At 70.1% G+C, this 25,601-nt stretch carries 24 protein-coding genes; 12 read left to right on the top strand and 12 right to left on the bottom strand.

Features of this window, described 5'->3' with window-relative positions:
* Positions 1-26 precede the first annotated feature (26 nt).
* On the top strand, positions 27-1,214 hold the full coding sequence (locus ACQP0P_RS38450; protein WP_433365236.1) for a sensor histidine kinase: 1,188 nt from the start codon (positions 27-29) through the stop codon (positions 1,212-1,214).
* An 11-nt stretch (positions 1,215-1,225) separates the two neighbouring features.
* Here the strand turns inward: ACQP0P_RS38450 and ACQP0P_RS38445 are convergent, their stop codons facing one another.
* Both ACQP0P_RS38445 and ACQP0P_RS38440 read right to left on the bottom strand, forming a co-directional pair.
* Positions 1,226-2,623: a S41 family peptidase gene (locus tag ACQP0P_RS38445; protein WP_433365233.1), complete on the bottom strand. Its 1,398-nt coding sequence runs from the start codon at positions 2,621-2,623 to the stop codon at positions 1,226-1,228.
* A gap of 104 nt (positions 2,624-2,727) precedes the next feature.
* Positions 2,728-5,574, bottom strand: coding sequence for a HelD family protein (locus tag ACQP0P_RS38440; protein WP_433365230.1), 2,847 nt, complete (start codon positions 5,572-5,574; stop codon positions 2,728-2,730).
* A 361-nt stretch (positions 5,575-5,935) separates the two neighbouring features.
* Between ACQP0P_RS38440 and ACQP0P_RS38435 the strand changes: the two genes are divergently transcribed.
* Positions 5,936-6,571 carry a class I SAM-dependent methyltransferase gene (locus ACQP0P_RS38435; RefSeq protein WP_433365228.1) on the top strand — a complete coding sequence of 212 codons (636 nt, stop codon included), beginning with the start codon at positions 5,936-5,938 and terminating at the stop codon, positions 6,569-6,571.
* 135 nt (positions 6,572-6,706) lie between these two features.
* Here the strand turns inward: ACQP0P_RS38435 and ACQP0P_RS38430 are convergent, their stop codons facing one another.
* A complete protein-coding gene (locus ACQP0P_RS38430) occupies positions 6,707-7,102 on the bottom strand; it encodes a cupin domain-containing protein (RefSeq protein ID WP_433365225.1) in 396 nt (131 codons plus the stop codon).
* Between the two features lie 52 nt (positions 7,103-7,154).
* On the opposite strand from ACQP0P_RS38430, the gene ACQP0P_RS38425 reads away from it, so the two are divergent.
* Entirely contained in the window at positions 7,155-8,144 is a 990-nt protein-coding gene (locus ACQP0P_RS38425) for a helix-turn-helix domain-containing protein (protein ID WP_433365223.1), read from the top strand.
* Positions 8,145-8,153: 9 nt separating this feature from the next.
* On the opposite strand, the gene ACQP0P_RS38420 is transcribed toward ACQP0P_RS38425, so the two are convergent.
* Positions 8,154-10,196, bottom strand: coding sequence for a hypothetical protein (locus tag ACQP0P_RS38420; protein WP_433365220.1), 2,043 nt, complete (start codon positions 10,194-10,196; stop codon positions 8,154-8,156).
* A gap of 799 nt (positions 10,197-10,995) precedes the next feature.
* Here ACQP0P_RS38420 and ACQP0P_RS38415 point away from each other — a divergent pair.
* From ACQP0P_RS38415 to ACQP0P_RS38390, 6 genes are all read left to right on the top strand, one after another.
* Complete coding sequence (locus ACQP0P_RS38415) at positions 10,996-11,529, top strand: hypothetical protein (RefSeq protein WP_433365217.1); 534 nt, start codon at positions 10,996-10,998, stop codon at positions 11,527-11,529.
* A gap of 43 nt (positions 11,530-11,572) precedes the next feature.
* Positions 11,573-12,589, top strand: coding sequence for a hypothetical protein (locus tag ACQP0P_RS38410; protein WP_433365214.1), 1,017 nt, complete (start codon positions 11,573-11,575; stop codon positions 12,587-12,589).
* Positions 12,590-12,611: 22 nt separating this feature from the next.
* On the top strand, positions 12,612-13,946 hold the full coding sequence (locus ACQP0P_RS38405; RefSeq protein WP_433365211.1) for a Dyp-type peroxidase: 1,335 nt from the start codon (positions 12,612-12,614) through the stop codon (positions 13,944-13,946).
* A 54-nt stretch (positions 13,947-14,000) separates the two neighbouring features.
* Positions 14,001-14,870 carry a bile acid:sodium symporter gene (locus tag ACQP0P_RS38400; RefSeq protein ID WP_433365208.1) on the top strand — a complete coding sequence of 290 codons (870 nt, stop codon included), beginning with the start codon at positions 14,001-14,003 and terminating at the stop codon, positions 14,868-14,870.
* A 433-nt stretch (positions 14,871-15,303) separates the two neighbouring features.
* Positions 15,304-15,528 (top strand): FitA-like ribbon-helix-helix domain-containing protein, encoded by a 225-nt coding sequence (locus ACQP0P_RS38395; RefSeq protein WP_433365205.1) that lies wholly within the window; start codon positions 15,304-15,306, stop codon positions 15,526-15,528.
* Positions 15,525-15,938 (top strand): type II toxin-antitoxin system VapC family toxin, encoded by a 414-nt coding sequence (locus ACQP0P_RS38390; RefSeq protein WP_433365202.1) that lies wholly within the window; start codon positions 15,525-15,527, stop codon positions 15,936-15,938. Before ACQP0P_RS38395 ends, ACQP0P_RS38390 begins: the two co-directional genes overlap by 4 nt.
* Positions 15,939-16,123: 185 nt before the next feature.
* On the opposite strand, the gene ACQP0P_RS38385 is transcribed toward ACQP0P_RS38390, so the two are convergent.
* From ACQP0P_RS38385 to ACQP0P_RS38360, 6 genes are all read right to left on the bottom strand, one after another.
* On the bottom strand, positions 16,124-16,543 hold the full coding sequence (locus ACQP0P_RS38385) for a PPOX class F420-dependent oxidoreductase (RefSeq protein WP_433365200.1): 420 nt from the start codon (positions 16,541-16,543) through the stop codon (positions 16,124-16,126).
* A 306-nt stretch (positions 16,544-16,849) separates the two neighbouring features.
* Entirely contained in the window at positions 16,850-17,551 is a 702-nt protein-coding gene (locus ACQP0P_RS38380) for a formylglycine-generating enzyme family protein (RefSeq protein WP_433365197.1), read from the bottom strand.
* 115 nt (positions 17,552-17,666) lie between these two features.
* Positions 17,667-18,608: a M56 family metallopeptidase gene (locus tag ACQP0P_RS38375; protein WP_433365194.1), complete on the bottom strand. Its 942-nt coding sequence runs from the start codon at positions 18,606-18,608 to the stop codon at positions 17,667-17,669.
* Positions 18,605-18,964: a BlaI/MecI/CopY family transcriptional regulator gene (locus ACQP0P_RS38370; protein ID WP_433365191.1), complete on the bottom strand. Its 360-nt coding sequence runs from the start codon at positions 18,962-18,964 to the stop codon at positions 18,605-18,607. Before ACQP0P_RS38370 ends, ACQP0P_RS38375 begins: the two co-directional genes overlap by 4 nt.
* A gap of 95 nt (positions 18,965-19,059) precedes the next feature.
* Positions 19,060-19,644: a vitamin K epoxide reductase family protein gene (locus ACQP0P_RS38365; protein ID WP_433365188.1), complete on the bottom strand. Its 585-nt coding sequence runs from the start codon at positions 19,642-19,644 to the stop codon at positions 19,060-19,062.
* Between the two features lie 4 nt (positions 19,645-19,648).
* Entirely contained in the window at positions 19,649-20,380 is a 732-nt protein-coding gene (locus ACQP0P_RS38360; protein WP_433365185.1) for a DsbA family protein, read from the bottom strand.
* 364 nt (positions 20,381-20,744) lie between these two features.
* Between ACQP0P_RS38360 and ACQP0P_RS38355 the strand changes: the two genes are divergently transcribed.
* Positions 20,745-21,662 carry a cation diffusion facilitator family transporter gene (locus ACQP0P_RS38355; RefSeq protein ID WP_433365182.1) on the top strand — a complete coding sequence of 306 codons (918 nt, stop codon included), beginning with the start codon at positions 20,745-20,747 and terminating at the stop codon, positions 21,660-21,662.
* A gap of 248 nt (positions 21,663-21,910) precedes the next feature.
* Here the strand turns inward: ACQP0P_RS38355 and ACQP0P_RS38350 are convergent, their stop codons facing one another.
* Positions 21,911-22,129 (bottom strand): hypothetical protein, encoded by a 219-nt coding sequence (locus tag ACQP0P_RS38350; RefSeq protein WP_433365179.1) that lies wholly within the window; start codon positions 22,127-22,129, stop codon positions 21,911-21,913.
* Between the two features lie 257 nt (positions 22,130-22,386).
* The gene (locus ACQP0P_RS38345; RefSeq protein ID WP_433365176.1) at positions 22,387-22,572 is read right to left on the bottom strand and encodes a hypothetical protein; all 186 of its coding nucleotides are present in this window, start codon (positions 22,570-22,572) and stop codon (positions 22,387-22,389) included.
* Positions 22,573-22,694: 122 nt separating this feature from the next.
* Here ACQP0P_RS38345 and ACQP0P_RS38340 point away from each other — a divergent pair, with 122 nt between their 5' ends.
* Both ACQP0P_RS38340 and ACQP0P_RS38335 read left to right on the top strand, forming a co-directional pair.
* Positions 22,695-23,087 (top strand): hypothetical protein, encoded by a 393-nt coding sequence (locus ACQP0P_RS38340; protein WP_433365173.1) that lies wholly within the window; start codon positions 22,695-22,697, stop codon positions 23,085-23,087.
* Between the two features lie 3 nt (positions 23,088-23,090).
* Positions 23,091-25,544, top strand: coding sequence for a DUF4132 domain-containing protein (locus ACQP0P_RS38335; RefSeq protein ID WP_433365170.1), 2,454 nt, complete (start codon positions 23,091-23,093; stop codon positions 25,542-25,544).
* Positions 25,545-25,601: the final 57 nt, after the last annotated feature.

Below are 25,601 nucleotides of genomic sequence, written 5' to 3'. Positions count from 1 at the left end.
CCGGCGTACGATCCGGGAACTCCACGGTGACCCGGCACACGGCCCGGAAACCTTTCGGCACGGTACGAACGCGCCTCACCCTGCTGTACACCGGCCTGTTCCTGGTCACCTCGACGATCCTGCTCACCGTGGTGAACCTGCTGCTCACGAGCGCGGTGGAGAGCCGGGTCAGCTCCATCGCGGAGGACTTTCCGCTCTTTGGCGAATTTCCCCCCGGGGCGCCCGGGGCGCCTGAGCTCCTGGTGCGGCCCAAGGTCGTCGACGCCGTGAACACTCTGCCCGGCGCGGTGCTGCAGTACCAGTGGACCGTCAGTGCGATCGTGATCGCCGTGCTCACCGTCGTCTCGGTGGTCGCGGGCTGGTGGCTGGCCGGACGGATGCTGAGCCCGCTGCGGCACATCACCGCCACCGCGCACCGGCTCTCCCTGTCCAACCTGCACGAGCGGATCGCGCTGGCCGGTCCCCGCGACGAGCTCACCGACCTCGCCGACACCTTCGACGCGATGCTGGAACGGCTGGAACGGTCGGTGGACAGCCAGCGCCGTTTCATCGCCAACGCCGCCCACGAACTGCGGACCCCGCTGGCCGTCCAGCGGGCCGCGATCCAGATCGGGCTGGAAGACCCGCTGCCGGGCCGGCTGGTCCCGGTACGGGAGAAGCTGCTGACCGCCAACCGGCGGACCGAGCGGCTGATCGACTCGCTGCTCCTGCTCGCCCAGGCGGAACACGGTCTGGACGGCATGGAGCCGGTGGCACTGGACTCGCTGATCCGCCAGACGGTCGAGGAGACGGCCGCCGACGGTGTCGTCATGGGTGTCGTCATCACCGTGGACACCCGGCCGGTCGTCGTGGCGGGCGACCCGGTGCTGCTCGGCAGGCTCCTGACCAACCTGCTGCAGAACGCGGTCCGCTACAACCGTCCCGGCGGGACCGTGCACGTCGGCCTCACCGCGACGGGCGTGCTGACCGTCCGCAACACCGGCCCGGAGGTACCCGCGGAACGGATCGCCGAGTTGTTCCAGCCGTTCCGCAGGCTGCACTCCCGGACCAGGACCGCCGACGGCGCCGGTCTCGGCCTGTCCATCGTGCTCTCGATAGCCCGAGCTCACCGTGCCGACCTCACCGCCCGCCCCAACCCCGGGGGCGGGCTTGAGCTGACCGTACGGTTCCCCGTCCGCACCGGTACGGAGCCCGGCGACCACCGGGCTCCGTGATCGGTGCGGGCCTACTTCAACAGGGTCAGGGCCTTCGCGACGCCCGGGTCGCGTCCGGCGGACAGGTCCGCGGAGGTCGTCGGGGCCTGGTGGTCGGGGGCGACGCCGATGGTGTTGACGACCTCCCGGTTCGCCCCGATCTCATGGATCTTGGGCAGGATGAGGATGCTGCCGTCGTCGAGCAGGTAGCCGGCTCCGGGGCCGGACACCGCGCCGGCGGTACGGGTGCCGACCAGGGTGCCGAGATGGAGGTCCTTGACCGTACTGGTGAAGGAGTCGCACGCCGAGGCGCAGTTGCGGTCGGTGAGCGCGACCAGGGGCAGGCCCAGCAGCGGCACGGTGTCGTCGCTCCGGTTGGCGGTGCAGCGGTCGCGCACGTCGCACCAGTAGCTGGTGGCCTTGCCGTGCGACCAGGCGCCGAGCAGCCTGGCGACCTCCTGCGGGCTGCCGCCGCCGTTGCCGCGCAGGTCCAGCACCATCCCGCGCAGGGTCGTCTTCTCCCGCAGGGAGGCGATGGCCTGCAGGACCTTGTCCGCCGCGCCGGGGAAGAAGGCCGGCAGCCTGACGTAGGCGACGGAGCCGGACAGCAGCCTGGACTCGACCTTCGGCTCCGGTCCCGAGACGGGCGCGGGCGTCACCGAGGCGGTGACGGTGCCGCCGGTGGAGGGACGGCGCAGGGTGAGCCGGATCGCCTTCCCCGCCGGGGGCGTGATGATCCCGTCAAGGACCCCCTGGGAGAGCACCCCGTTGACGAAGAGCGGCACCTCGTCGACCGCGACGAGCTCGTCGCCCGGCCGGATCCCCGCCTTGGCGGCCGGGCCGTCAGGAAGAACGTCGGTGACGAAGGCCGGCGGGGTGGCCGCCGGATCGGCCACTCCCGGAGGACGGATGCCGGAGAGGCGGGCGCCGAGCGACACTCCGCGCGGGGTCGGACGATCCCAGTTCGCGTGGTTGTCGTCGAGGCTCCTCACCATGCCGCGCATCGTCGCCTCCGCGACCGCCTGCCGTACCTCGGGAGCGGCCGGCAGCGTGTCGACGACCTTCTGGTAGACGGCGCGGAACGCGGCCCAGTCGGCGTCCTTGCGGCCGGTGAGTGCCGGCAGGGTGGCGTTCGGCCGGTCCAGCCCGCGACGTTGCAGCTCCTGGGTGAGTACGGCGAACGCGGGCACCAGCAGCGTGCGGGAGTCCAGGATCGGGCCGCTGTAGTAGTTGGCGAAGACGCAGCGGTACGCCTGTTCGATGGTGGTGACGGTGGTCGGTTTCAGCGCCGGAGGTCCGGACGGGCCGGACGGAGGCGTGCACGCCGGTGGCCGGTCGACGGCCGCGCGGTCGGCGCTCGCGCCGGCGGCCCCGGAACCGATGAGAGCGGCCAGCGCGACCGCGACGACGAACGATTTCCTGTTTCTCATGCCGCCGAGCATCGCGATCATGCTGTTGCCGGGAGGTGAACGCGAACGTTAACGCCGCCGTAGCGGTCCCCCTGGTAGGGAGCAGGCCCGCCGGCCGCGGCGGTTCAGTCGGGAGCCTGACCGAGGGCGGTGGCCAGTTCCTCCCCGGCCCATCCGGTGCCGTCTCTCCAGATCGTCGCGATGTCGAAGGCGGTGCTCAGCACCGCCGGCGCCCACGCGGGCTCGGGGGCCTGGGGGAGCACGAGGAAGAGGTGTTCCGCGCGGTCCCCGCCGACGTGCTCGACCTCCATGATCCGCAGTACCGCCTCGCGCATCCGCTCGTAGGTGTGCCCGCCCTCTCCCAGCACCTCGTACAGGACCGCTCCCCGCGGGCCCTTGCAGACGATGTCGGCGAGAGGGGACTGCGAGGGGGCGAGCCTGGCCCCGTGCAGTTCGGCGATGAGCCGGTAACGCACCTGCTCGTGGACGTGGCACTGCCTGTCGGCGCCGACCCGCTCCTCCAGCGAGGAGACGAAGGACCGGAAGCTCTCATCCGTGGCCGGGGTGTCGGGCCTCATCGTGGTGTTCTCCTCGGCGGTGGTGGGTTCCTCCGGTACGGGAGGTGTTGAGGTGGTGGGTTCCTCCGGTACGGGGAGTGCCGACCCGTTCTGCACCGTGATCGTGGAAGTAGCCGGTTCTCCCGGTGCCGCGAACGCCGGGGCCTCCGGTCCGCCCAGCACCGCGGGGAGCGGCGCCGCGTGGACGACGGTGAGCGACTGGGTGCACCTGGTGATCGCCACATAGAGCCGGCGCGGCCCCGCGGGCCCCTGGTCGGCGATGGCGGCGGGTTCGACCACCACGACGTGGTCGAACTCCAGGCCCCTGGCCATGGTCGCGGGCAGCACGCTCACCGGCGGTACGTCGTCCGCCGCGACGGCTCCCTGCAGCGCCGCGACCTTCCGCTCCAGCTCCTCCAGCAGCGCGGTGCCGTCGGGGGCGATCAGCGCGACCGACCGTGACCGCTCCAGGTCGGCTGTGGCGAGATCCAGCGCCCGCGCGAGGGCCTCGTCCGCCAACCGCTCGGGTCCGGTCCGCGTGATCGTCAGCGAGGTCTCATCGGCGGGGCGTACCGACACCGGGACCGTGGTGGACAGGGACACGGCCCTGGCCAGCGGCGCCGCGAACCGCATGACCTCGTCGGGGACCCGGTAGCCCACGGCCAGCTCGGCCAGGTGCCAGCCGTCGTGCCCGCTCAGGATCCCGGCGAGCCGTCCCCACACGTCGTACTGGCGGGTGCCGGTGGTCTGGGCGAGGTCGCCGAGCACGGTCATCGAACCGCCGGGGCAGCGGCGGGCGATGGAGCGCGCCTGCATGGGGGTGAGATCCTGGGCCTCGTCCACCACGATGTGCCGGTAGCGGCGCGGCTCGTCCCCGGACAACAGGTGGCGCAACTCCTCAAGGCAGACGAGGTCGTCGAGAGTCCAGGGCTCCTCGGAGGCACGGCCCACCCGGGGGCGCAGCACCGCCTCCCGCTCCTGTTCGGTCAGCACGCCGGGAGCCGCCGCGTGGATCGCGTCCGGGTCGTTCAACGTCCTGCGCAGGATGGTCTCGGCGTTGAGCGCCGGCCACACCGCGTTGATCAGAGAGGCCACCCGGCCGTGCTTCTCGATCCCGGACCGCAGGGTGCCGTCCGGGCGCTGCCCGGGAAGCGCCTTGGCGTACCTGCTCAGCAGGCGGTCGACGAACGTGTCGACGAACTTGCGGCGGCGGACCAGGTAGGGGCCGCTGGAGTCGCGCGCCTCGACGGCGAGCGCCTCGATCTCGGCGCCGGGAAGCGTCAGCGCGGCTCCCCGGTACGGGGTGCTGAAGACGTCGTCGCTGATGTGCGAGGCCGGCGCCTCGGGCCGGATGCCGCTCTCGACGACGCGGCGCAGCACCTCGGCCATCCGCTCGTCCGACTTGACCAGGTGCGCCGCGGGAGTGTCGACGGCGCGGACCTCGCCGTCCCAGAGCCGCGCCACCTCCACCGTCGCCACCCCCCGGCTGCCGAGCCTCGGCAGGACCTGGCTGACGTAGCGGAGGAACCCCCGGTGCGGTCCGATCACCAGGACGTCGTCCGGGGCGAGCCCCCGGTTCGTCGGATCCAGCAGCCAGACGACGCGGTGCAGGCCGACCGCGGTCTTGCCGGTCCCCGGGCCGCCCTGCACGACCAGCACCCCCGGCCGTCCGTCGGAGACCAGGTCCAGCTGGTCTCGCTGGATGGTCTCCACGATGTCGCGCATCAGCCCGTCGCGGGCCCGGTCGAGGTCGGCGAGGAGGAAGGCGTCGGCGTTCTCGCCGGGCGGCTCCTCGGTGGGGGAGACGGCCTCCGGGACCTCCTGGAGTCTGCGGTTCGCGACCCGGGGCCGGATGTCGTCGAGGTAGTCGGTCACCGTGCGCCCGTGCAGGCGCAGCTTGCGGCGGAGCCGGATCTCGCCGGGGCGGGAGGCGCGGGCCTTCATCCAGCGGACCGCCTGCTCGGTGGTCCAGCTGATCACGACGAGGTCGCCCTCGGCGTCGCGGACCGCGCGGCGTCCGATGCGCCAGGTCTCCCGGCCGTCCGGGTCGTCGGCGACGTCGACACGCATGAAGACGAGCGGCTGCTCGCCGAGGTCGTCCTCCACCCCGAACTCGGGGGGAACGTCCGGGACGAAGGGGAGACCGGCGTCGGGGTGCTCCTGGCCGTGCGTGCTCCTGACCCGGTCGGCGCCGAGCCGCCTGCGCTCGACGCAGTCGTAGGCGTGGTCGACGGCGCGCTGCTCCTCGGCGATCACGGCGATGCGCTCCTCGTGCGGGATCACCAGGGCACGGATGCCCGCGCCCGTCCCGGCTGTCCGGTCGCCACTCGCCGCTCCGGCGGCGCGGTCACCACTGGCCGCCAGGGCGACGGGGTTGCCGCCCCGGGTCAGGGTGGCACGGTCGACGCTGCCCATGTTTCCTCCGAGGTCGGTGCCCGGCGGCACTGCTGGACTGGGGGTTTCCCTCGACGGGACGCGCGGCCCGAACCGGACCGGAGCGAGGGGACTCCGCTCGGTAATCCGATCGAGTGTGCGCCGCGTCACACTCATGGACCGTAGACCATTGTCCAACAAATGTGAACTGAACGCACAAAGATTTTTTATGTGAATCTGAGTTCTCGGTTTGATCTTCGCGGTGGAAGAGCATCCCGGACCGGACACCGGTTGTGCGGCGTCCCCCCGCGAAACGACCGTGGTCGTCCACCGCGTACGGACCGGACCGTGACCGCCGAGTCGCTCAGCCGCGTGGCAGCCGCCGGAGAGTTACCTTGAAATCATGACGAACTCCTCGATGCAGGACACGCGGTTACGTCGATACTGGGACCGGCAGGCCGACTCGTACGACCGGCGGATGGAGTTCGTCGAGCGCCGGTTCTTCGCCGGTAGCCGCCCGTGGCTGTGCGGGCAGGCGTCCGGCGACACCCTGGAGGTGGCGGCCGGCACCGGCATGAACCTCGCCCACTATCCGGACGACGTCCGGCTGACCGGGGTGGAGTGGAGCGCCGACATGCTCGCGGTGGCCCGGCGCCGGGCCGGGACTCTCGGCCGGGCGGCCGACCTGCGGCAGGGCGACGCGCGGGCGCTGACCTTTCCCGACGAGAGCTTCGACACGGTCGTCTGCACGTTCTCGCTCTGCGGCATCTCCGACGAGCGGGCGGCGTTGGAGGAGATGGCCCGGGTGCTCAAACCGGGCGGCCTGCTGCTCCTGGCCGATCACGTGGCCTCGTCGTCCTGGCCGCTGCGGCTGGCGCAGCGGCTGGTCGACCTCTTCAGCGTGCCGATGGCCGGCGAGCACTACTGTCGCCGGCCACTGCCGGGGGTGCGCGAGATGGGATTCGCGGTGGAGCGGCACGAGCGTTTCAAGCTCGGCACCATCGAGCGGTTCGCGGCCAGGAAACCGGCCGCCGGTTGACGTGCTCCCTGGCCTGAAGGACCCTGTTGCCCAATTCGTTTCGATCTCCGCGACCCGCGCGTCCGGCGCCGGATAACGGCGCCGGACGTCGACCGGCGGCAACGCGCCGGCCCGCAATCCGGTAGCGGCTTCCGCTCAGCCGAGCGCGTGGCCGACGGTGGCGTCGATGTGGCCGGGAATCGGGTCGTGCCGGTCGCCGACCGACGGGGTGCCGGTCGGTTCGAACATCAGGATCGAGGCACCCCGCGCCGACGACGGCCGGTGCTCGACACCGCGAGGTACGACGAACACCGCGCCCTGTGGCAGTGTGACGACGCGTTCACCGGTGTCGGCATCGCGCAGCGCGATGGACAACTCGCCGTCGAGCACCAGGAAGAACTCGTCGGTGTTCTCGTGGGCGTGCCAGATGTGCTCGCCGGACACCTTCGCGATCCGGACGTCGTAGTCGTTCACCCGGGTGACGATCCGCGGGCTCCACAGCCTGTCGAAGCCGGCCAGCGCGGTCCGCAGGAGGACTGGTTCATTGTTCATGAGGCCATCGTGGTGGGTGGCGCCCGGGCGGCGTGAGTGCTAGGAATCGCATATGTCGCATGGATCCTCGCAGGGGCACCGGGTGACCGTGATCGTCGACGACGGCTCGAACCCGTTCGAGCTGGGCGTGGCGACCGAGCTGTTCGGGCTGCGCCGCCCCGAGATCGACGTGCCGTGGTACGACTTCACGCTCAGCGCCGCGCTGCCCGCCGTCCGCATGCACGCCGGAATGTTCACGCTGTCGGACGTGGCCGGGCTTGACGCGGTCGACGGGGCAGACACCGTGATCGTGCCCAACCGGCCGGATCCGCTGGTGGAGCCGGCCCCGGAGGTGCTGGACGCCATCCGGCGCGCCGCCGGGCGGGGCGCCCGGCTGGTGAGCTTCTGCACCGGTACGTTCACCCTGGCCGCGGCGGGCGTCCTCGACGGTCGCAGGGCCACCACGCACTGGCGCTGGGCGGAGTCGTTCACCGCCCGCCACCCCGAGGTCCGGCTCCAGCCCGACGTGCTGTTCGTCGACGACGGCGACGTGCTGACCGCGGCGGGCAGCGCGGCGGCGCTGGACCTCGGCCTGCACCTGATCCGCCGCGACCACGGCGCGGAGGTGGCCAACACGGTGAGCCGTCGCCTGGTGTTCGCGGCGCACCGGGACGGTGGTCAGCGGCAGTTCGTCGAACGGCCGGTACCCGCCGTACCCGACGCCTCCCTCGGCGCCGTGCTCGCCTGGGCGCAGGAACGGCTGGACCGGCCGCTGACCGTCGCGGACCTGGCGGCACGCGCGGCGGTCAGCTCCGCCACCCTGCACCGGAGGTTCGCCGCCCAGCTCGGCATCACCCCCCTGGCCTGGCTCACGGCCGAACGGGTGGCGCTGGCCTGCCGGCTGATCGAGCGAGGCGAGCTCCGGTTCGACATGGTGGCCCGGCTCAGCGGGCTCGGCACCGCGTCGAACCTACGGACCCGGATGCGGCGGCAGACCGGGCTCAGCCCACTGTCCTACCGGCGGCGGTTCGGGACGGACGCCGAGCCGGCCCCGGCGGGCTGAGAACCTCGGTCAGTTGGTACGGGTGTTGGGGAGGTGCTCGCCCAGGTAGCCGATCCAGATCCTGCCGGTGGTGCCGGCGGAGTCGTCGTGGAAGTACATCCGAGGGGCCGGGTACCCGACGGACCGGAGCTTGATGTGCGACTCCATCAGGATCTGCCCGCTCGGATGCACCTCGGGCGGGACGGCGAACCTGCGGGGGGCGCTGAACTTGGCACGGGTGACCACGCTCTTCGACTCGCGCATGGAGAGCATCCCGGTGGGGATGGTGCGGCGACCGGGAGAGTCACCGGCGCACCAGTCGTAGAAGCCGCCCGCGAACCTCCCGCTGGACCGCGCCCCCGCGAAGTCGTCCAGGGCGCGCAGCGCGTCCCACGCCTTCGCCGCCCAGGTACGGCACTGGATGTGATGCTCCAGGTCCAGCCGGGCGGCGGCGCCGTCGGTGTCGCCGACACCGATGTGCCGCAGGCTCTCGCGGGCCTCGGCCAGCACCTCGGCCAGGCCGCCGGGTTCGAACACCGGATCGTCCTCGGTCATCCCGTACACCGGCTCGCCCGCCTCGGCGAGCCTGCGCTCCAGCCAGCGGACCCGCTCGGCGAGCTTCCTGGCGCTCGTGACGGCCTCGGCGTACTCCTCGTTGAGCAACCGGTGCTCGTCGCGGAGGCTCCTCTCCGTCTCGCCGGCGGGCCCGTCGCCGCGCCGTTCCGCGACGAGGTCACGCAGGCCGGAAAGGTGCGCGCCGAGCACCCGGATCTCGCGGAGCACCTGGCCGGAGTCGCCCGCGACCTGCGACGAGGTGGCGAGTCCCAGCGCCGTCTCCAATTCCCCGCGCAGCTCCTTGACCACCATGTCCGCGACACTCTGGGCGGTCTCCACGGTCGTCCTCGTGGCCTCCACGGTGGCCTCCACGGTGGCCTCCACAGTGGTTTCCACGGTGGCCTCGACGGTGGCCTCGACGGTGGCCTCCGCGGCGATCTTCGCGGGGGCGACGGTTTCGGCCTTCGGGACGGCAGGACGCCTGGTCATGGCCATCATCCGCCGCCGCATCTCCTCACGGGCGAAGTCGACCTTCGAGGGCCGGGGCGCGGCGGCGTCGGCGATCTCGCCCAGTTCGGCCCGTCCGGCGAGTACGCGGTGCACGACATCGAGCGTCCGCCGCACGTCGTCGGGGACCTTGCGATGTGCGGTCTCGCCGATCACCCCGTCGACGATCCGGTCGAGGGCGGCGGCGCCCCGGCCGCGGATCGCGGCGTCGCCCATGGGCGGGTGCCGGCGGGGGTAGTGCTCCCCGGCGGGATCGAAGGGGGCGAAGTAGGTGCGGATCGCCCCGCCGAACACGCCCAGCTCCGGGCCCATCGCCTCGTTGAACCGGTCCTGGGCGCGTAGGTCGGCCAGCCGTACGACCAGGCCCGCGCCGGCGACGCCGTCGGCCAGATGATCAGCGCGCTCCCGCGCCACCTCGGGGTCGCGAGGGTCCGCGGAGACGACCAGTATCGGTACCCGGCGCCGGGGCTCGGTCATCACCGAGACGAACCGCTGCACGTCGTCCTCGGTGAGGAGCACCGCGGCGCCCTCCACCTGGACGGCGCCGTCACTGATTCGCGCGGTGTCCAGGTACGCCGGGAGGAAACCCGGCGCCTTCACCATCGCCGGTTCCGGTTGCTGTTCGGCTCCCTGCTTCCCGCGCTGCCTCGCGCTCCGTCTCCCGGTCCGGTCCGGCTCCCGCCTCGCGGCCGGGTCAGGTCCCCCGTGCTGCTCCACGGTGACGACCACCCATCCGGTCATGTTCGGCGTCGATTCGGCGTAGGTCACCCGGGTCCGCAGGCGCCCCTGCCCGTACGGCTCGTCCAGCGTGTAGCGGCCGCAGTCGCCGCGCCGCTCCATCACCAGCCGGGCCTCGCCGGCCTCGGCCTCGTCCTTCACCACCGCGGCGCTCGGCGGCGGGAACCCCTTCGGTACGACCCAGTCGGAGAAGCTGCGGCGCAGCCGGATCGAGATCGGCGGGGTGGGGTCGCGCAGCACCGCCTGATATAACCGCGTCACATTCGACGTCATGATCACGACACCTTCATCAACATCGGGGGGTACGGCTCGCGTCCGGTGCATGGACGTCGGCGCGTACGAGGTTGGATGTCAGCGAGGCCCGAAGGTTCCCGCAGGTGCGCATAGTGCGGCATGAACGCTTATTTGGGAGGGGGTTCCGCAATATCGGTGGTTAATGGGGTGGTATCGGGTGCTTTGGCGATACGGAACCTCCGGCCGCCACGGATCCGGTTGTTTCTTCCTCGCCGGACGCCGCCAATCCGGCGGCGGAAAGGGACACGGTTCGCGTCCGGCCACTCACGGAACCGGACTCCGGCCTCCTCGCCATCCTGGATGATCTCGGTCAGGGGAGTACGGCGGCACCACTGACGTCTTCGAAACGTCGCACCCGTCGGAGGGTCCACTTTTGGCCCTCCATGTCGGGTCCCAGCGGTACGACGGGCCGGTCGTCGTCGCCCGGGTCGGTCAGGTAGGCGGAGCGGCCCCTGGAGATGGTGACCTGGTTCTCGCCGGCATCGGTGAAGGTCCACGGGATTTCGCGAGCCGGCTCGCAGGGCAGCGTGGCGGCCCGCGGAGGATAGATCAGCTCCAGCTCGGCGAGCCCTTGGTTTTGAAGGTCGAGGATTTCTCGGCGATGCCGACCGGCCGGCGCACGGTGTGCGAGACGACGCGGCGACAGTCATGAGAGCGCAAAAGACGATCACCCAAAATGCGGTCGAATGCAGTGATGTCCAATATGGAGATATGGCTGTATTTATACCTCTTTGTCGTAGTGTGGGGATCTCCCGCGCCGTACGACGGAGGAATCGGCATGGAAATCAAGCCACAGGCAGTTGTCATCCCCAAGGAAACCGACCATCTTGAGCAGGGAAAGTACGGCCCTGTCTTTCCGAGGACCCCGGCGTGCTACGGGTTCACCATCATCGCGAAGGTAAAGCCCGGCCGCGCCGAGGCGATACGCAACTACGGTTACACGCTGGCCAAGGCGCTGGAAGGCGACCCCGATCTCCTCGCGCCGCTCAAGCTGCACTATCTGCGCTGGGTGCTCTTCGACGACGACACACGTTTCATGTACCAGGGCATCTTCGACACCGACTTCGACAAATACACCGAAGACGCCATCATGCTGTTCAGCAAGGCGGGAGTGAGCACCGCCTTCGAGAATCTCGAAGGTTTTCCCGAAGACTGGAGAACCAACCCGGAGGCATTCATCGGGTTCGTGCGCGAGCACCACTGCCCCAGCTTCATCGAGTACGGGGAATATCCGTACGTCACCGCCGACGAGATCAAAAAGGCTCTGCGCATCAAGGGGGCCCTTTCGGAGATGCTCGACCAGCTGCAGTGATATCGGGCCACCTCCGCGTGTTCCGCTGTAGATCGGAGATGGAATGAACGAATTCAGGACCGCGCGTACCTACAACCAGAACCACGTGCCGCGCGAGTACACCCCGGGTCGGCGACGGGTGAGCATCTACGTCGCATGGAGCTATCCGGCCGAGGCCGGCCGGAACCCGGCCGAGCTCGACAACCGGTTTTCCACGATGACCGAGGTCCGGCGCGTGGCCTGGCCCGCCTACGAGGAACCGAAATGGTCCGATCCGATGCGGTTCCAGCAGGGCATCGCGGGGACACTGGAGCTGTTCTTCTGGGCCTGGGTGCCGTTCCAGCAGTTCGTCGAGGAGACCACCGGGTACCCCGTGCCGGTCTATCAGCGCGTCGACCAAGCCGGTTTCCAGACTCCGCTCGACGACCGGGTGCTGGCCGACACCGACACCCTGTTCGTGTTCGGGCTGGATCACATGATCACCGGGCAGGACGCCGCGCCCGAGGAGATCGAGGCACTGCGCGAGTTCCTCAGCCGGGAGGGAACCTGCCTGATCCTGGGGCCGCATCACGACGTCGGCGCCTCGGAGGACCTGGCCGTGCGCAACGTCGAGTACTACCACCACGGCGACCTGCTCGTCCCCCGCCAGCAGCGGTTCGGCAGGTATACCCGATCCTTGATGGAAGGGCTCGGAGTGCCCGTCGAGAACCGCTACGGGCTGCGCCCCGCGGTGCGGGAACCGGGCAGGATCGCCCCGCTGTCCATCACCAGGGATCTGGACACCAAGGGGTGGCTGGACGGGGTGACCACCTTCAACTTCCACATGCACCTGCCGCACTACGCCGTGACGACCGACGACCCGGACGTCATCCACGTGCTGGGCAGGCAACCGATCGACACGTCCAGGCCGCACCCGTTCACGGAGGCCGGGAACACCGAGTTCAACATGTTCCTGTGGATGCCCCCGCGCGGTGGGCGGGCCGGCGACATTCTCATGGCGGACTCCACGATCTTCAGCGCGTTGTTCGGCGGTGACGAGAGCCTGCGCAATTTCTGGAGAAACCTTGTCTCGCTCAAGTAGTCCCACGGAAAAGGAGGTGTTCGTGACCGGGCAAACGCACGTCACGCTCGAACTCGACGACATCCAGCGCGGGGTTCTCAGCCCTCGCCCGACCCCGTACGCCGCGACGTACATCCTGTTCCGGATCGACGACCGCGCGCACGGGCGGGAGCTGATGCGGCGCGTGAGCGCGGTGGTGACCTCGGCCGCCGACTCGATGAGTCCCCTGGGCGAGACCTGGGTGAGCGTCGCGGTCACCTATCACGGCCTCAAGGCCCTGGGAGTGCCGCGGGAATCGCTGGAGACGTTCCCCTGGGAGTTCCGGCAGGGGATGGCCGCACGGGCGAAGGTGCTGGGCGACACCGGAGAGAGCGCCCCCGAGAACTGGGAGGCGCCGCTGGGCACGTCCGACGTCCACGTGGTGCTCACCGCGCTCGCGCCGGACAGCGCGCGACTGGAGGCGGCCATCGACCGCGCCCGGCCGGCGTATCGCGACCTTCCCGGCGTGGTCATGATCTGGCGGCAGGACTGCTACGCGCTGCCCGGAGAGACCGAGCCCTTCGGCTACCGCGACGGCATCAGCCATCCGGCTGTCGAGGGCAGCGGCATCGCCGGGTCGAACAAGCTGGAGGTGCCGCTCAAGGCCGGCGAGTTCGTGCTCGGCTACCGCGACGAGATGGGCGGCGTCCAGGCCCTGGAGCCCGAGGTACTGGGCCGTAACGGCACCTTCGTGGCCTTCCGCAAGCTCCACCAGCGTGTCGCCGTGTTCCGGCGGTACCTGAGGGACAACTCGAACGGCCCCGAGGACGAGGAACTGCTGGCGGCGAAGATCATGGGACGCTGGCGCAGTGGCGCGCCGCTGGCGCTCAGCCCGCGGCACGACGACCCCGACCTCGGCGCCGACCGAGGCCGCAACAACAGCTTCGGCTACGAGCAGGACGATCCGGTGGGGTTCACGACTCCCTGCGGCAGCCACATCCGCCGGGCCAATCCCCGCGACGCCGCGGTGGCGGGAGCGCCGAGGCTGCACCGGATGATCAGACGCGGCACCGCGTACGGCCCGCTGCTGCCCGACGGGGTCCTGGAAGACGACGGAGCCGACCGCGGACTGATGTTCACGTTCATCGGAGCGAACCTCGGGCGGCAGTTCGAGTTCGTCCAGTCGCAATGGATGAACGACGGCGTCTTCTTCGGCGCGGGCGACGCGAGAGATCCCATCGTCGGATCCAACGACGGCCCGGGCGACTTCACGATCCCCCGGCGGCCGGTACGGCGGCGCCTGCCGTCGCTGCCGCAGTTCGTCGTCGTACGTGGCGGCGAGTACTGCTTCATGCCTGGACTGCGCGCCCTGCGCCGGCTCGGCGGTCTCGAAGGCTGAGGTACGGCGACGGGTTCCGCCCGGGGACGGTCGCCACCGGGGTGGAGGGGGCGCATGGAAACGCTGCATCTGGTGACCAACGCGGTCACCGTGATCTTCATCGCGACCACCATGTTCGCGGCCGGTCTCGGAGCCACACTGCCTGCGTTGCGCGCCATCCTGGCCGATCTCCCGCTGCTCCTGCTGGCGCTGTCGGCCAACCTGGTGGTCATCCCGCTGCTGGGCTGGGGGGTCGCCGCGCTGTTCGGCCTGTCTGCGGCGCCCTTCATAGCGTTGGTGCTCGTCGCGTCCTCACCGGGCGGGCCGCTCGGGGCGAAGCTGGGCATGGTGCAGAACGGAGACGTGGTCGCGGGCGCGGCGATGCAGGTGCTGCTCGCCACGGTGGGCAGCATCACCTTCGGCCCGACGGTCAACGCCATCCTCACCGCGGCCGAGGTCGGCGGGGGAGTCTCCCTCGATGTCGCCGCGCTGGTGCGGACCGTGGCCGTCCTGCAGCTCGTGCCGTTCGCCGTCGGACTCGTGCTGCGCCGCTACGCATCGCCCATGGCGCGATCGTGGCATCCCGTCGTCGTCAAGGTGTCGAACGTGACGTTCATGATCGTGCTGGCGGGCATGCTTCTGGGCAGCTGGCATGACGTCGTCGCGCTGCTCGGCTCACGCGCGCTGCTCGCGGGGTTCGTCCTGTCCGTCGCCGCGTTCACCATCGGCACATTGCTGGCCACGGGATCGCCGGTGCGCCGTACCACCATGGGGGGCGTCGCGGCGGTGCGCAACGTGGGGCCCGCGCTGGCCGCCGTCGGCATCGCCTTCGGCAACCAGCAGGCGGTCCTGGGAGCGCTTGCCGCGGTGCTGCTCAGCGGCCTGGCCGCGGCCGTACCGATCGCCGCGCTGCTCAGCCGCGGCCGCGGCGGCAGTACCACCTGAAACGCACGGTCCCGCCGGCATCACCGCACCATGCCGCATGATCCCGCTGCTGGATGCCCAGGCGGGCGAGTGCTGGCACCTGCTCGGTGACCATAAGCGAGCGGTGAACCAGGCGGAAGCAGCCGTGACCTCGTTCAGCAGGCGCCTTCCTCGATCCGCCCAGATCAACCAGGTGAACGTCGCCAGGGCATACCTGAAAATGGGCGACGGCGGCGCGGGTCCGATCACCGGAATCGCAGTGTGGAGGCCCCGTCGTTCACGGCGGGGAGGAAACGCGGGAAAACAGTGCCGCCCGGTAGCGATGAGTGACATATCCGGTGCGTGCCGGTGACATGGTGGCCCGGCCGTGGCGCTGAGGGCTGGCTGAATGCGTCGAGGCGATGACGGCAGTCGGCAACGAATATGCATGCAAGATGCATGCTAACGTGGAGGTGTGGGAATCATACAGATTCGAGACGTCCCCGAGGCGACCGAGCGGACGTTGAAGGCGCGGGCCGAGCGTGAGGGTAAATCGCTGACGGCCTACCTGCGTGATCTGCTGAACGAGGAGGCGGCCACCCCGGCGCTGGACGAGGTGATGGCCAAGATCGCCGCCGATGAGCCGGTGCCGTACGACCCCGATTTCGTCCGCGAGACGCTGCGCGGGGACCGCCGGTGAGCCTGGTCGTGGACGCCTCGATCGTTTTCCGCCTGCTGGCCAACGTGAAGGGCGACGACCTGCTCCGTCGGCGGTTGGCACGCAAGGTGCACGCCCCGGCGTTGATCGACATGGAGATCGCCTCGGCGGTGCGCGGTCATGTGATCACCAGCAAGCCGGAGGTGCGGATCTCTGAGGTGCGGGGCCGGATCATGCTGGAGCGCTACGCCCAGCTGCGGATCGTCCGGCATCCGATGCTGCCTCTACAGCCGCGGGTGCTGGAACTGCGCAACAACCTCACCGCCTACGACGGCATGTACGTGGCCCTTGCCGAACTACTGGGCATGCCGCTGCTGACCGACGATGCCAAGTTCGCCGGTGCGACGGGACATCGAGCGGAGATCCACCGCTACCCACCCCCGCTGCCGTAACCACGACCGGAGAAAACACGAACGCAGGGCTCCCGATTTCCGGGCGCCACTTCCGCGCCCCAGAGGACACGACACCGCCGGCATCCAGCCCGCTTTCCTTCGGCCGTCAGGTTCGAGGCCGGACAGGAGGGGATTCAACCGATCGAGAGGCGGTTTCAACCGCCGACGCCCGAGTGGGTACGGTGTCAGCCGGGCTGGTCGCTGTCCTTGTGCTTGCCCCAGCCGTGCCATTGGTCGATCTCGATCCAGGCGCTGACCCGGCCGCGGTCCCGCTGCGGATACCTCTTCCCGAGGTACTGCTGGGCCAGCCGGTCGATGTCGGTCAGGTCCTTGTCGTCGTGTATGTCGGCGACGTGCCCGATGATGCTGACGTGCGTGTACCAGTTGCCATCGTCGAGCACGGTGAGGCTGACCCGGGGGTCGTCGCGCAGGTGACTCAGCCGCTTGCGGCCCTCGTCCATGTTGACCAGGATCCGGCCGTTGTCCCAGAGGTACCAGGTGGCGGTGGACACCGGCCGGCCGTCGGGCTTGAGCGTGGTGATGACGGCCGGATTCGGCCTCTTCAGCATGGCGACTGCTTCCTCGGGAAGCGGCGGGTTCGACATGATCTCTCCTCCTCGCGTCGGCGTCTCACGCCCCGGACGGTGACGGTCACCCGACCTTCCGTACGCGGTCCGTTCCGTGCTGGGACGCCGAGGGAACGCCTGTCGAGGCCGGAATCCCCGGCCCCGGACAACCGGCCGCAGGAGTGAGAGTGCCCATCCCAGGTCGAGCCGCAAACCCTCGACCTTGGGACTTTTCCCAGATCAAGGCCGGTGCGGTGCTCATCAAGGGCAAGACCTGCCCGTTGTGACCCCGCTGCCCCCGAGGAGAGCGAGCCGCTGCGGCGTCACGAACGGCAAGCCCTGCCCTCAGGGTATGGACGGCGAGCGGGCGAGCCGGAACCCCAGGTCGTCGATGCGGAAGGTCGGGTGGCTCTTGCGGCGGCACGACGCCCGGCATCCCCGGGGATGGTCGTAGAGACCTCCGCCCCGGAACACCCGGTACGGGCCGTAGACCTCGGGGTCGTAGACGTCCCAGCACCACTCCCACACGTTGCCGATCATGTCGTACAGCCCCCACGCGTTCGGCGCCCTGGTCCCGACGTCGTGTACCTCGTCGCCGGAGTTCCCGCGGTGCCAGGCGATCTCGTCCAGTTCCCCGTAGCGGACGCCGGAGGTCCCGGCCCGGCACGCGTACTCCCACTCCGCCTCGGACGGGAGGCGGTAGCCGCCGGTCTCCCGGTCGCAGACCACGTCCTGGCCGTCGGGGTCGTCGCCCATCGAGTAGCAGGGGTCGAGTCCCGTTGCCCGGGAGAGCAGGTTGCAGAACCGGACGGCGTCCAGCCAGGAGACCTCGGTCACCGGCGTCCTCGGCCCCGCCGTACTCGCGGGCGCCTCGCCTCGGACGGCGCGGTACAGCTCGCGGGTCACCGGATACGGCGCCAGCTCGAAGGCCCCGAGCTCGACCTTCCAGATCGCCTTGGTGCCCTCGTCCCGCAGGAAGACGCTCCCGGCGGGAATCTCGACCATGTGCTCGGCGGTTGCCAGGCGCGGCGTCGACTCGGAGCTCATCGCAGGTCCCATCCCACCCGATCGGTCCGTGTGAACGACGTGCGGACACACCTGTTCGCGAACGCTACCAGGGGTGCCTGGGGCGCGGTGGTCTCCTGCTCCGTGGACGCGGCCCTCAGATATTCCAGACGGTGAGGCACAGGATCGGTGCCGTCAGGATCGCCAGGGGGCCGCTGAGCAGGAGGCTGGCCGCCGAGTACGCGGCGGCGGGCGCCCACCGCGTCCGGGGTTCGGGCGCCAGCAGGCGCTGCAGCCGTTCGGCGACCCCGGCCTCGGCCAGCGCGAAGGAGCCTGAGCCGGAGGCCGCGGCCGGCTCGGCCATCCGAACCAGGGCCCTGGCCAGCGGCAGCTCGCCATGTGCGTGCCGTGCGTGATCGTCGGCGATCATCTCGATCAGTACGGCCACCGCCTGGCGGGCGGTCCGCACCAGGGGCAGCCGGCCGAAGGCGTGATCCAACGCGACGAAGGGCAACAGGACCAGGTCGTGGCGGCCGTGGACGTGAGCTCTCTCGTGCTTGAGGACCGCTTCGAACTCCTCCTGATCGAGGAGATCCACGGTGCCCTGACTCAGCACGACGCGCCCGGTTCCACCGGGCACGCAATACGCCACCCGCTGGGAGCTCGGCAAGATGTAGATGTCGTGGTCCGGGAGGTGATCGGCTACGACATCGACCAGGAGTCGCTGTCGGCGCCGGCTGTTCACGGAGACGACGGCCGCCCTGACGGTGTGCGCCAGCAGCCAGGCGAGCACGGTGATCGACCAGATGAGCGCGGCGATGTGGACGGGCCCGAGGCCGTCGAGGCCGTGCCCGCCGACGAACCGGGTGACCAGGGTGTGCATCCCGTGCGGGAACACCGCCTCCAGCGGCGCGGCCGCAGCGACCAGTCCGATGCCGATGGCGCCGAGACCTCCCGCCAGCCCGATGGCCTGCCAGAGCACCAGAGCCGCTCGCGGGTTGCGCCGTGCCCAGTCCGCGGAGGCCAGCGGCCGGGCGATCCGGCCCCCCAGGATCACCGGAATGAGCGCCACCCCTGCGGCGACCAGCCAGATGGTCACGGCTGCCCGCCGTCCCTGGCCTCAAGGGCCTCGCGCAGTGCCGCCGCCACCTTCGGGGTCACCGTGCCGACGAAGCGCTGGACCGCCGCCTCGACGTCGCCGGCTTCCTCCAGGGCGGCTCGCATGGCCTCGGCGACCACGGCGTCCTTCTCGACCGCTGCCCGGTACAGGTGCGCGCGACCGACTCGCTCCCTGGTGACCAGCCCTTTGGTCGAGAGTCGTACCAGGACCGTCAGTACCGTCGTCGTGGCCGGCTGCGAGGGCAGGCCGGCGGCGAGGTCGTGGGCGAACACACCGTCGGGGTGCTGCCAGAGGGCTTCCATGATCGCCCGTTCGAGATTGCCCAGGCGCACCATGGAGTCTCCTGCCGTCGAGTGGTTCTGCGGACATTGGAAGGCTATCGAGGCTTACCGGAATGGGGTTCCCCGCCGGGGCGGCTCTGGACTCGTCGTCAGATCAGGGTGCTCCAGTAGGACCAGAACCGCACGCCGATCAAGGTCACGAGGGTGAGGAACCAGACCGTCAGGATCACCGTGTGGTAGCCGGCGATTCTCCAGGCCGCCGGGCGGTGGCGAAGGTTGTGCAGCGTGACGTACCCGAAGAGGGGAATCGTCACCGCCCAGACGACCATGCAGTAAGGGCAGAGGGCGCCGATGACGTAGAGGCTCTGGTAGATCAGCCAGTGGACAAACACCACGCCGAACGTCACACCCGCCTGCAGGCCCAGCCAGAACCAGCGCGGAAGGCTCACTCCCGCCATGAGCACCGCACCCACGGTGGTCACCACGGCGAAGGACGCGATGCCCAGCAACGGGTTGGGGAAGCCGAACACCTCTGCCTGGGGTGTGATCATCACCGAGCCGCACGACAGGATCGGGTTGATGCTGCACGTCGGCACATACGCCGGGTCCTTGAGCAGCGCGATCTTCTCGACCGCCAGGACGAAAGCGGCGATCAGGCCGAGCGCGCCGCCGACCGTCAGCAGTCCGGGGAGCAGCCGGGGGAACGGGGTGTCGCGCCTCTCGGTGGGCGCCATGGCCTCAGCGGGCGAGTGCCGCATCGAGGGCCGCCTTGAATTCCTCCTCGGACCGGGGCTCGATCTTCTTGCCGTTCAGGAAGAAGGTCGGGGTGCCCTGCACGCCCACGGCCTGACCGTCGGCCATGTCCTTCTTGATCCGCTCAAGGGTGGCGGAGTCGTGGTAGGCCTTCTCCCAGGCGGCCATGTCGAGGCCGAGGTCCCGGGCGAGGCCGCGGAAGGTGTCATCCGCGGGGACCTGCTTCTCGCCCCATTGCCGCTGCGTCTCGTACATGCGCCGGTACATCGCCTCGAACCTGTTCTGCTTGGCTGCGGCCTCGACCGCACGGGCCGCTCGCTCGGCGTTGAAGTGGCCGGGGAGCGGGAAGTACCGGGCGACGAAGGTGACCTTTCCCTCGTACTGCTTGCGCAGGTCCTCCACCAGCGGGAAGTAGGCGCCGCACGCCTCGCATTCGAAGTCGAGGAACTCCACGAGGGTCACTCTGCCGTCCGGCGCGGTATGGAGGCGGTGGCTGTCGGCGCGTACGAACCGGGTCTCCCCGGCCGCCACCGCGGTGCCGGATCCGGTGACGGTCTTGCCGATGACCACAAACGCCGCTGCCACCACCGCGAAGGCCGCGATCACCACCAGCGTGATCCTGAGGTTGCGCCTGCGCGCGTCCTCCCGCTGGTTCTCCGCCCGGATGGATTCGGTCTTCGATCGCCGCGCCTGAGCCCGGTCTTCAGAGCTCGTCACCGTAGTCCTTTCACCGCGACCCATGTGAGGTCGTGCGCCAAGTCAAACTTCTATCTAATGTAGAAGATCGATGGAGTGCCCTGTCCCGTAGGGGCGAAGTGCCGCCCGCTGCTTCGGCTGAGGGGGGCGAGCCTCACTGTGCCGGGTGGCATCAAGGTCCCGCCGGTCCTTCCTCGGGAGGTCCGCGAGGGCCGGCCGTCATGGGCGACATGCGTGGCTCTCGGTCCGATGGCCGTGGCCCGGAGCGGAATGCCCGCGATCATTCCCGGCGACGGCGGTTCCGATGACTCTTGCGCACCGGCGCGGCCGGATGAGAATGTTGCACGCCTGAACAGATGCTCATATGAATTGCAGGAGGACCGGCATGGGAACCGGACACGGGCATGGACATGGACACGGACATGGACACGCGGCCGGTCGCCACCGCTGGCGACTGGCGCTCTCCCTCGTGCTCATCGGCACGTTCTTCGTGGTCGAGCTCGCCTACGGGTTGATCTCCGGCTCCCTGGCTCTGCTCTCGGACGCCGGCCATATGGCGGCCGACGTGGTCACGCTCGGCGCGGCGCTGGTCGCCACCCGCATCGCCACCCGGCAGGACACGACCGGTCGCCGCACGTACGGCTCCTACCGGGCGGAGGTGTTCGCCTCACTTCTGGCGGTCGCGCTCATGCTGGGCGTGGCGGCCTATGTCGTGATCGAGGCCATTGGGCGCGTCGGCGGCCCGGCCGAGATCTCCGCGGGACCCATGCTCGTCGTCGGCGCCCTCGGCCTCGTGATCAACCTCATCGCCTTGTTCCTGCTGCGCTCGGGAGCCGACGAGAGCCTCAATGTCAAGGGCGCCTACCTCGAGGTCCTCGCCGACACGGCCGGATCGGTGGGCGTCATCGCCGCCGGATGGCTGGTCGCCACGACCGGGCAGCCCTTCTGGGACACCGTGATCGCTCTGGCCATCGGCGCTTTCGTCGCTGTCCGCGCGATCTCCCTTGGCCGTCAGGTCTTCGCCGTACTGGGCCAGCACGTCCCCGAGGGCATGGACGCCGCGGCCGTGGCCGCCGACCTGGCCGCCATCGAGAGTGTCCGCGACGTGCACGACCTGCACCTGTGGACGTTGACCTCCGGCATGCACGTCGCCACCGCGCATCTGGTCGCCGACGACCAGGGTGACAACCACGCCGTTCTGGACCGCGCGCGCGACCTGCTGCGCTCCCGGTACGGCGTGGCCCACGCCACGCTCCAGGTCGAGCCCGGCGATCACCGAGGCTGCGACGAAGTCGGCTGGTGAGTCCTGCCGAAGGAGCTGTGGATGCCGAGGAGACCTCGCTGATCGACAGTCCCGCGCCTCCACCTGAGCCGCGGTAACGAGTCTGGACAGAATCGGTGCCATCCGGGCCGGTCCCTTAGCCGTGGCCGCCTCGCGGGGCGGCTGATCCGGCGAGCCCCGTTTTCCGCACGTGCCGCATCGTTGCAGGTGAGCAGCTATATCTGAGCCACTGCAGCGGGTAATCACCCCAGGTCGATCGGGGTCATGTGCTAGCCGCGGGTGGATATCTGCTGTACGGCCCAGCTGTTGCCGTCCGGGTCGTCGAAGAAGACGAACCCGACGTTGTCCAGGGGGTCGGGTTCGGGATTCCGGTTCTCGCCGAGGACCCGGATCTCGCTGACCTCCACCCCTCGCTCGACGAGCTGGGCGCGCGCCGCGTGGAGATCCGAGACGACCAGTTGCAGGCCCTGGAGCGAGCCCGGCGCCATGTCCGTGAGCCCCGTCCCCACCACGATCGAACAGCCGGAGCCCGGGGGGCAGTTGGACGACGTGAACGTCGTCGCCGACCTTGGTGTCGTGGTCCACGGTGAAGCCGCGGCGCTCGGCGTGGCAGGCCTTGGCGCGGTCCACGTCGGAGACCGGCACGACCACCACTTCCAGGGTCCAGTTTCCTCTCGGCGACGGGATGATTTCCAACGCACGTCCATCAGCCGCCCCCCGACAGATCCACGAGTCGGGAACCACGTCAGGAACCGCTCCCGGGCCTTCTTTCCCGGAGGTCGGCCTGGAGGAGTCCGTAGCCGCCGGTGACGCGCCAGTCCGGGGTGTCCACGTCGAGGGTTCTCAGGGTCTCCGGGGGGATGCCGACGGCCACGTCGGATTTGAGGGTGCGGAGCGCGGCGGGCATCCGTTCGACAACCGTACGCTTCATGCCTCTCGTGTTGCCCGCCGAGGAATCCGCGCCGGACGGTAGTTCGGTGATACCGATTTCTGTCGGATTGAAATGCTACTAATCGCCATCACAGTGATTCCAATTATTTGTGGAGCTGCCAGATGGCAACGGTCACCTTCAGGGATGAGACCGCGACGGGAAAGCCGATAGAGGAGTTCACCCTCCCCGACCTGCCGGAGAGCATCTCGGCGCGGGAGCTGGTCCGGCTCCGGGTCCGCGAGGAGGTCGCCCGGTACAACGCGGCCCCCGCCGCCCGGTTCAACGGCCTGGTCCGTCCCGAGGACGCCGAGGTGGAGTTGAACGGCTACCGGATGGGCGCGAAGCGGCGGATCGACTGGGAACGGCAGGCGGACACCGCCGAGCGGGCGTTCGGCCGCAACGGGTTCCTGCTGCTCGTCGGGGAGCGTCAGATCGACGACCTGTCCGAGATGATCGACCTGACCGTCGACCCGGTGGTGTCCTTCATCAAGCTCGTCCCGCTGGTCGGGGGCTGAGGAATGGGCGTCATCGACGACTTCCCCAGCTCTCACGACTATGTCTTGCGCTACCTGGACGAGGCGGCCCGCGACGCCTTCGCCCGCTTCGACGCGGCCTTCGAGGCGGGGCGGGAACTACCCGACGCGGAGAGCGACCCGAGGCTGTTCGGCCGCTGGGCGCAGCTGCGGCTCGGCAACGGGCACCACGGGGTCGACCACTACGACGAGCGCGTGCTGCGCGTGACCCGGCCGGCCGCCGACGGCGACACCCCGTGGACGTTTGATGACGTCCGTTTTCTCTGGATGGCCGCCAACGGGCTGATGGTCCGGGAGCACACCGACTATCCGGAGCTGTACCGGCTTCCGCTCGCCGCGATCCGGCGGCTGGACTACCGGGCACGCCGTCAGATCCTGGAGGGGACATTGGACTGGTTCCGGCAGTACCACCGGCCGGTCTGGGACGTTCTGCACGACCAGATGGAGGACGTGCTGACCGAACCCGCGGAGAACGGCCCGGCCGGTGTGGTGCGGAACGTCATCTGGGACTGTGACGCCGTCGCCCGCAGGCTGGCGGAGGAGTACGGCGCGCGCCTGGCCGCCCCCGAGGTTCTGCCCCTGTTGCGGCACTGGAACAGTGCCCGATCCGCCAAGCCCAGCGGGAAATGGCTCAGGACCGCGGAAACGCTGCTGACCCCCGAAGCCGTCGGCCTCGTCCGCGAGATCCTCGTCCTGGTGGCGGCTCACCGGGAGAGGCAGGAGGAGAACCTTTACGGGTGGCGGGAGACCGTCTTCCTGCACGAGCGCACCGCCGTGCCGGTGCGCGGCATGGTGTGGACGTGCGCGCTGATCGACGAGCCGTGGGTGGCCGCACTCCTCGGCGACGTCGCGCTGACCTGCGGGACCGGGATCGGCGGGTCGGGCGCCAACAGCCGCAGCGAGCGGCTCGCCAACGCCGCGGTGAACACGCTGGCCCGCCGGGGCGGGCTGGAGGTGGTCGCGGCCCTGGCCAGGGTCCAGGTCAAGGTCCGCAAGAAGAGCGTGCTGGGCAACGTGGCGCGCACCCTGGACGCGGTGGCAGCCGAGGCGGGTTGGAGCCGCGAGCAGTTGCTGGACCGCACCGTGCCGGCCTTCGGGCTCGGCCCTGACGGGGTACGGGAGGAGAGGATCGGCGACTGCCTGGTACGGCTCCGCGCGGACGGCCCCGCGCTCCAGTTCGTCAACCCGGCCGGCCGGACGGTCAAGTCGGCGCCGCAGGCGATCCGCCAGACCCCCGAACTGGCCGCCCTCAAGACCACGCTGAAAGACCTTAAACAGGTACTGCCCGCCGAGCGGTTCCGGCTGGAGCGGGCGCTGATCGAGGAACGGCTCTGGCGCTGGGCGGAGGTGACGGAGCTCTTCCTCGACCACCCGATCACCGGTCTGTACGCCAGGAATCTCATCTGGCAGGTCCGCCAGGGCCCGGCCGGGCTCCCCGTCCGGACCGATTCCGGATGGGAACTCACCGACCCGCGGGGACGCCGCGTCCAGCCGGACCCCGACACCCCGATCCAGCTCTGGCATCCGATCCGCGAGGCGGCCGAGGAGGTACGGGCCTGGCGCGACCACCTGCTGGAGCACGGCGTGCGCCAGCCGTACAAGCAGGCGTTCCGCGAGGTCTACCTGCTGACCCCGGCCGAGGAGCGGACCCGCGTCCACTCCAACCGGTTCGCCGGGCACACGCTCCGCTACGGCCAGGCCAAGGCGTTGCTGAACCAGCGCGGCTGGAGCGGGCTGTCCATCGGTCACTGGGACTACGAGTGCGGCGGCGACCAGGGCGAGGCGATCAAGGCGCTGTCCGGCTGGCGGGCCCGCTGGGGCATGTACGTGGCCGGCGACCCGGAGGCCGACGAGTGGGGGACCGCCTCCTTCTGCGCCACCGAGCAGATCACGTTCTACCGTGACGGGCAGGAGGAGCTCTCCGGCCACGACTGGGCCGGGAACCGCGTCGCCCTTGATGGGGTGCCGCTGACCGAGGTGCCGCCGCTGGTGCTGTCGGAGGTGTTCCGCGACGCCGACCTGGCGGTGGGGGTCACCTCGGTCGGCCTCGACCAGCAGGCCGTCGCCGGGCACGAGGAGTACTGGCACTCCTACGGGTTCGGCGAACTCACCGAGACCGCCGGCACCCGGCGCGACGCGCTAGCCCGGCTGCTGCCCCGGCTGAGGATCGCCGACCGGGCCGAGCTGACCGACCGGTTCCTGCGGGTACGCGGGGACCGGCGGACCTACAAGATCCACCTGGGCTCGGGCAACATCCTGATGGAACCCAACGACGCCTACCTGTGCATCGTCCCCGGCCACGACCGCGACGCCGGGTCCGTCTTCCTGCCCTTCGAGGAGAACGGCGGCATGCTGTCGGTCATCCTGTCCAAGGCGTTCCTGCTCGCCGACGACACGGCCATCACCGACCCGTCGATCACCCGCCAGCTCGGCAGCTGAGAGCCGCCCGGGGGACGGGGCGCCCCCGGACGCGGACGACCGCGCCGGGGGAGGACC

The organism is Streptosporangium sp. CA-115845 (assembly GCF_050943795.1).
Lineage (GTDB): Bacteria > Actinomycetota > Actinomycetes > Streptosporangiales > Streptosporangiaceae > Streptosporangium.
The sequence above is the reverse complement of the archived record's forward strand: the minus strand, read 5'-3'. Positions and strand labels throughout refer to the sequence as shown.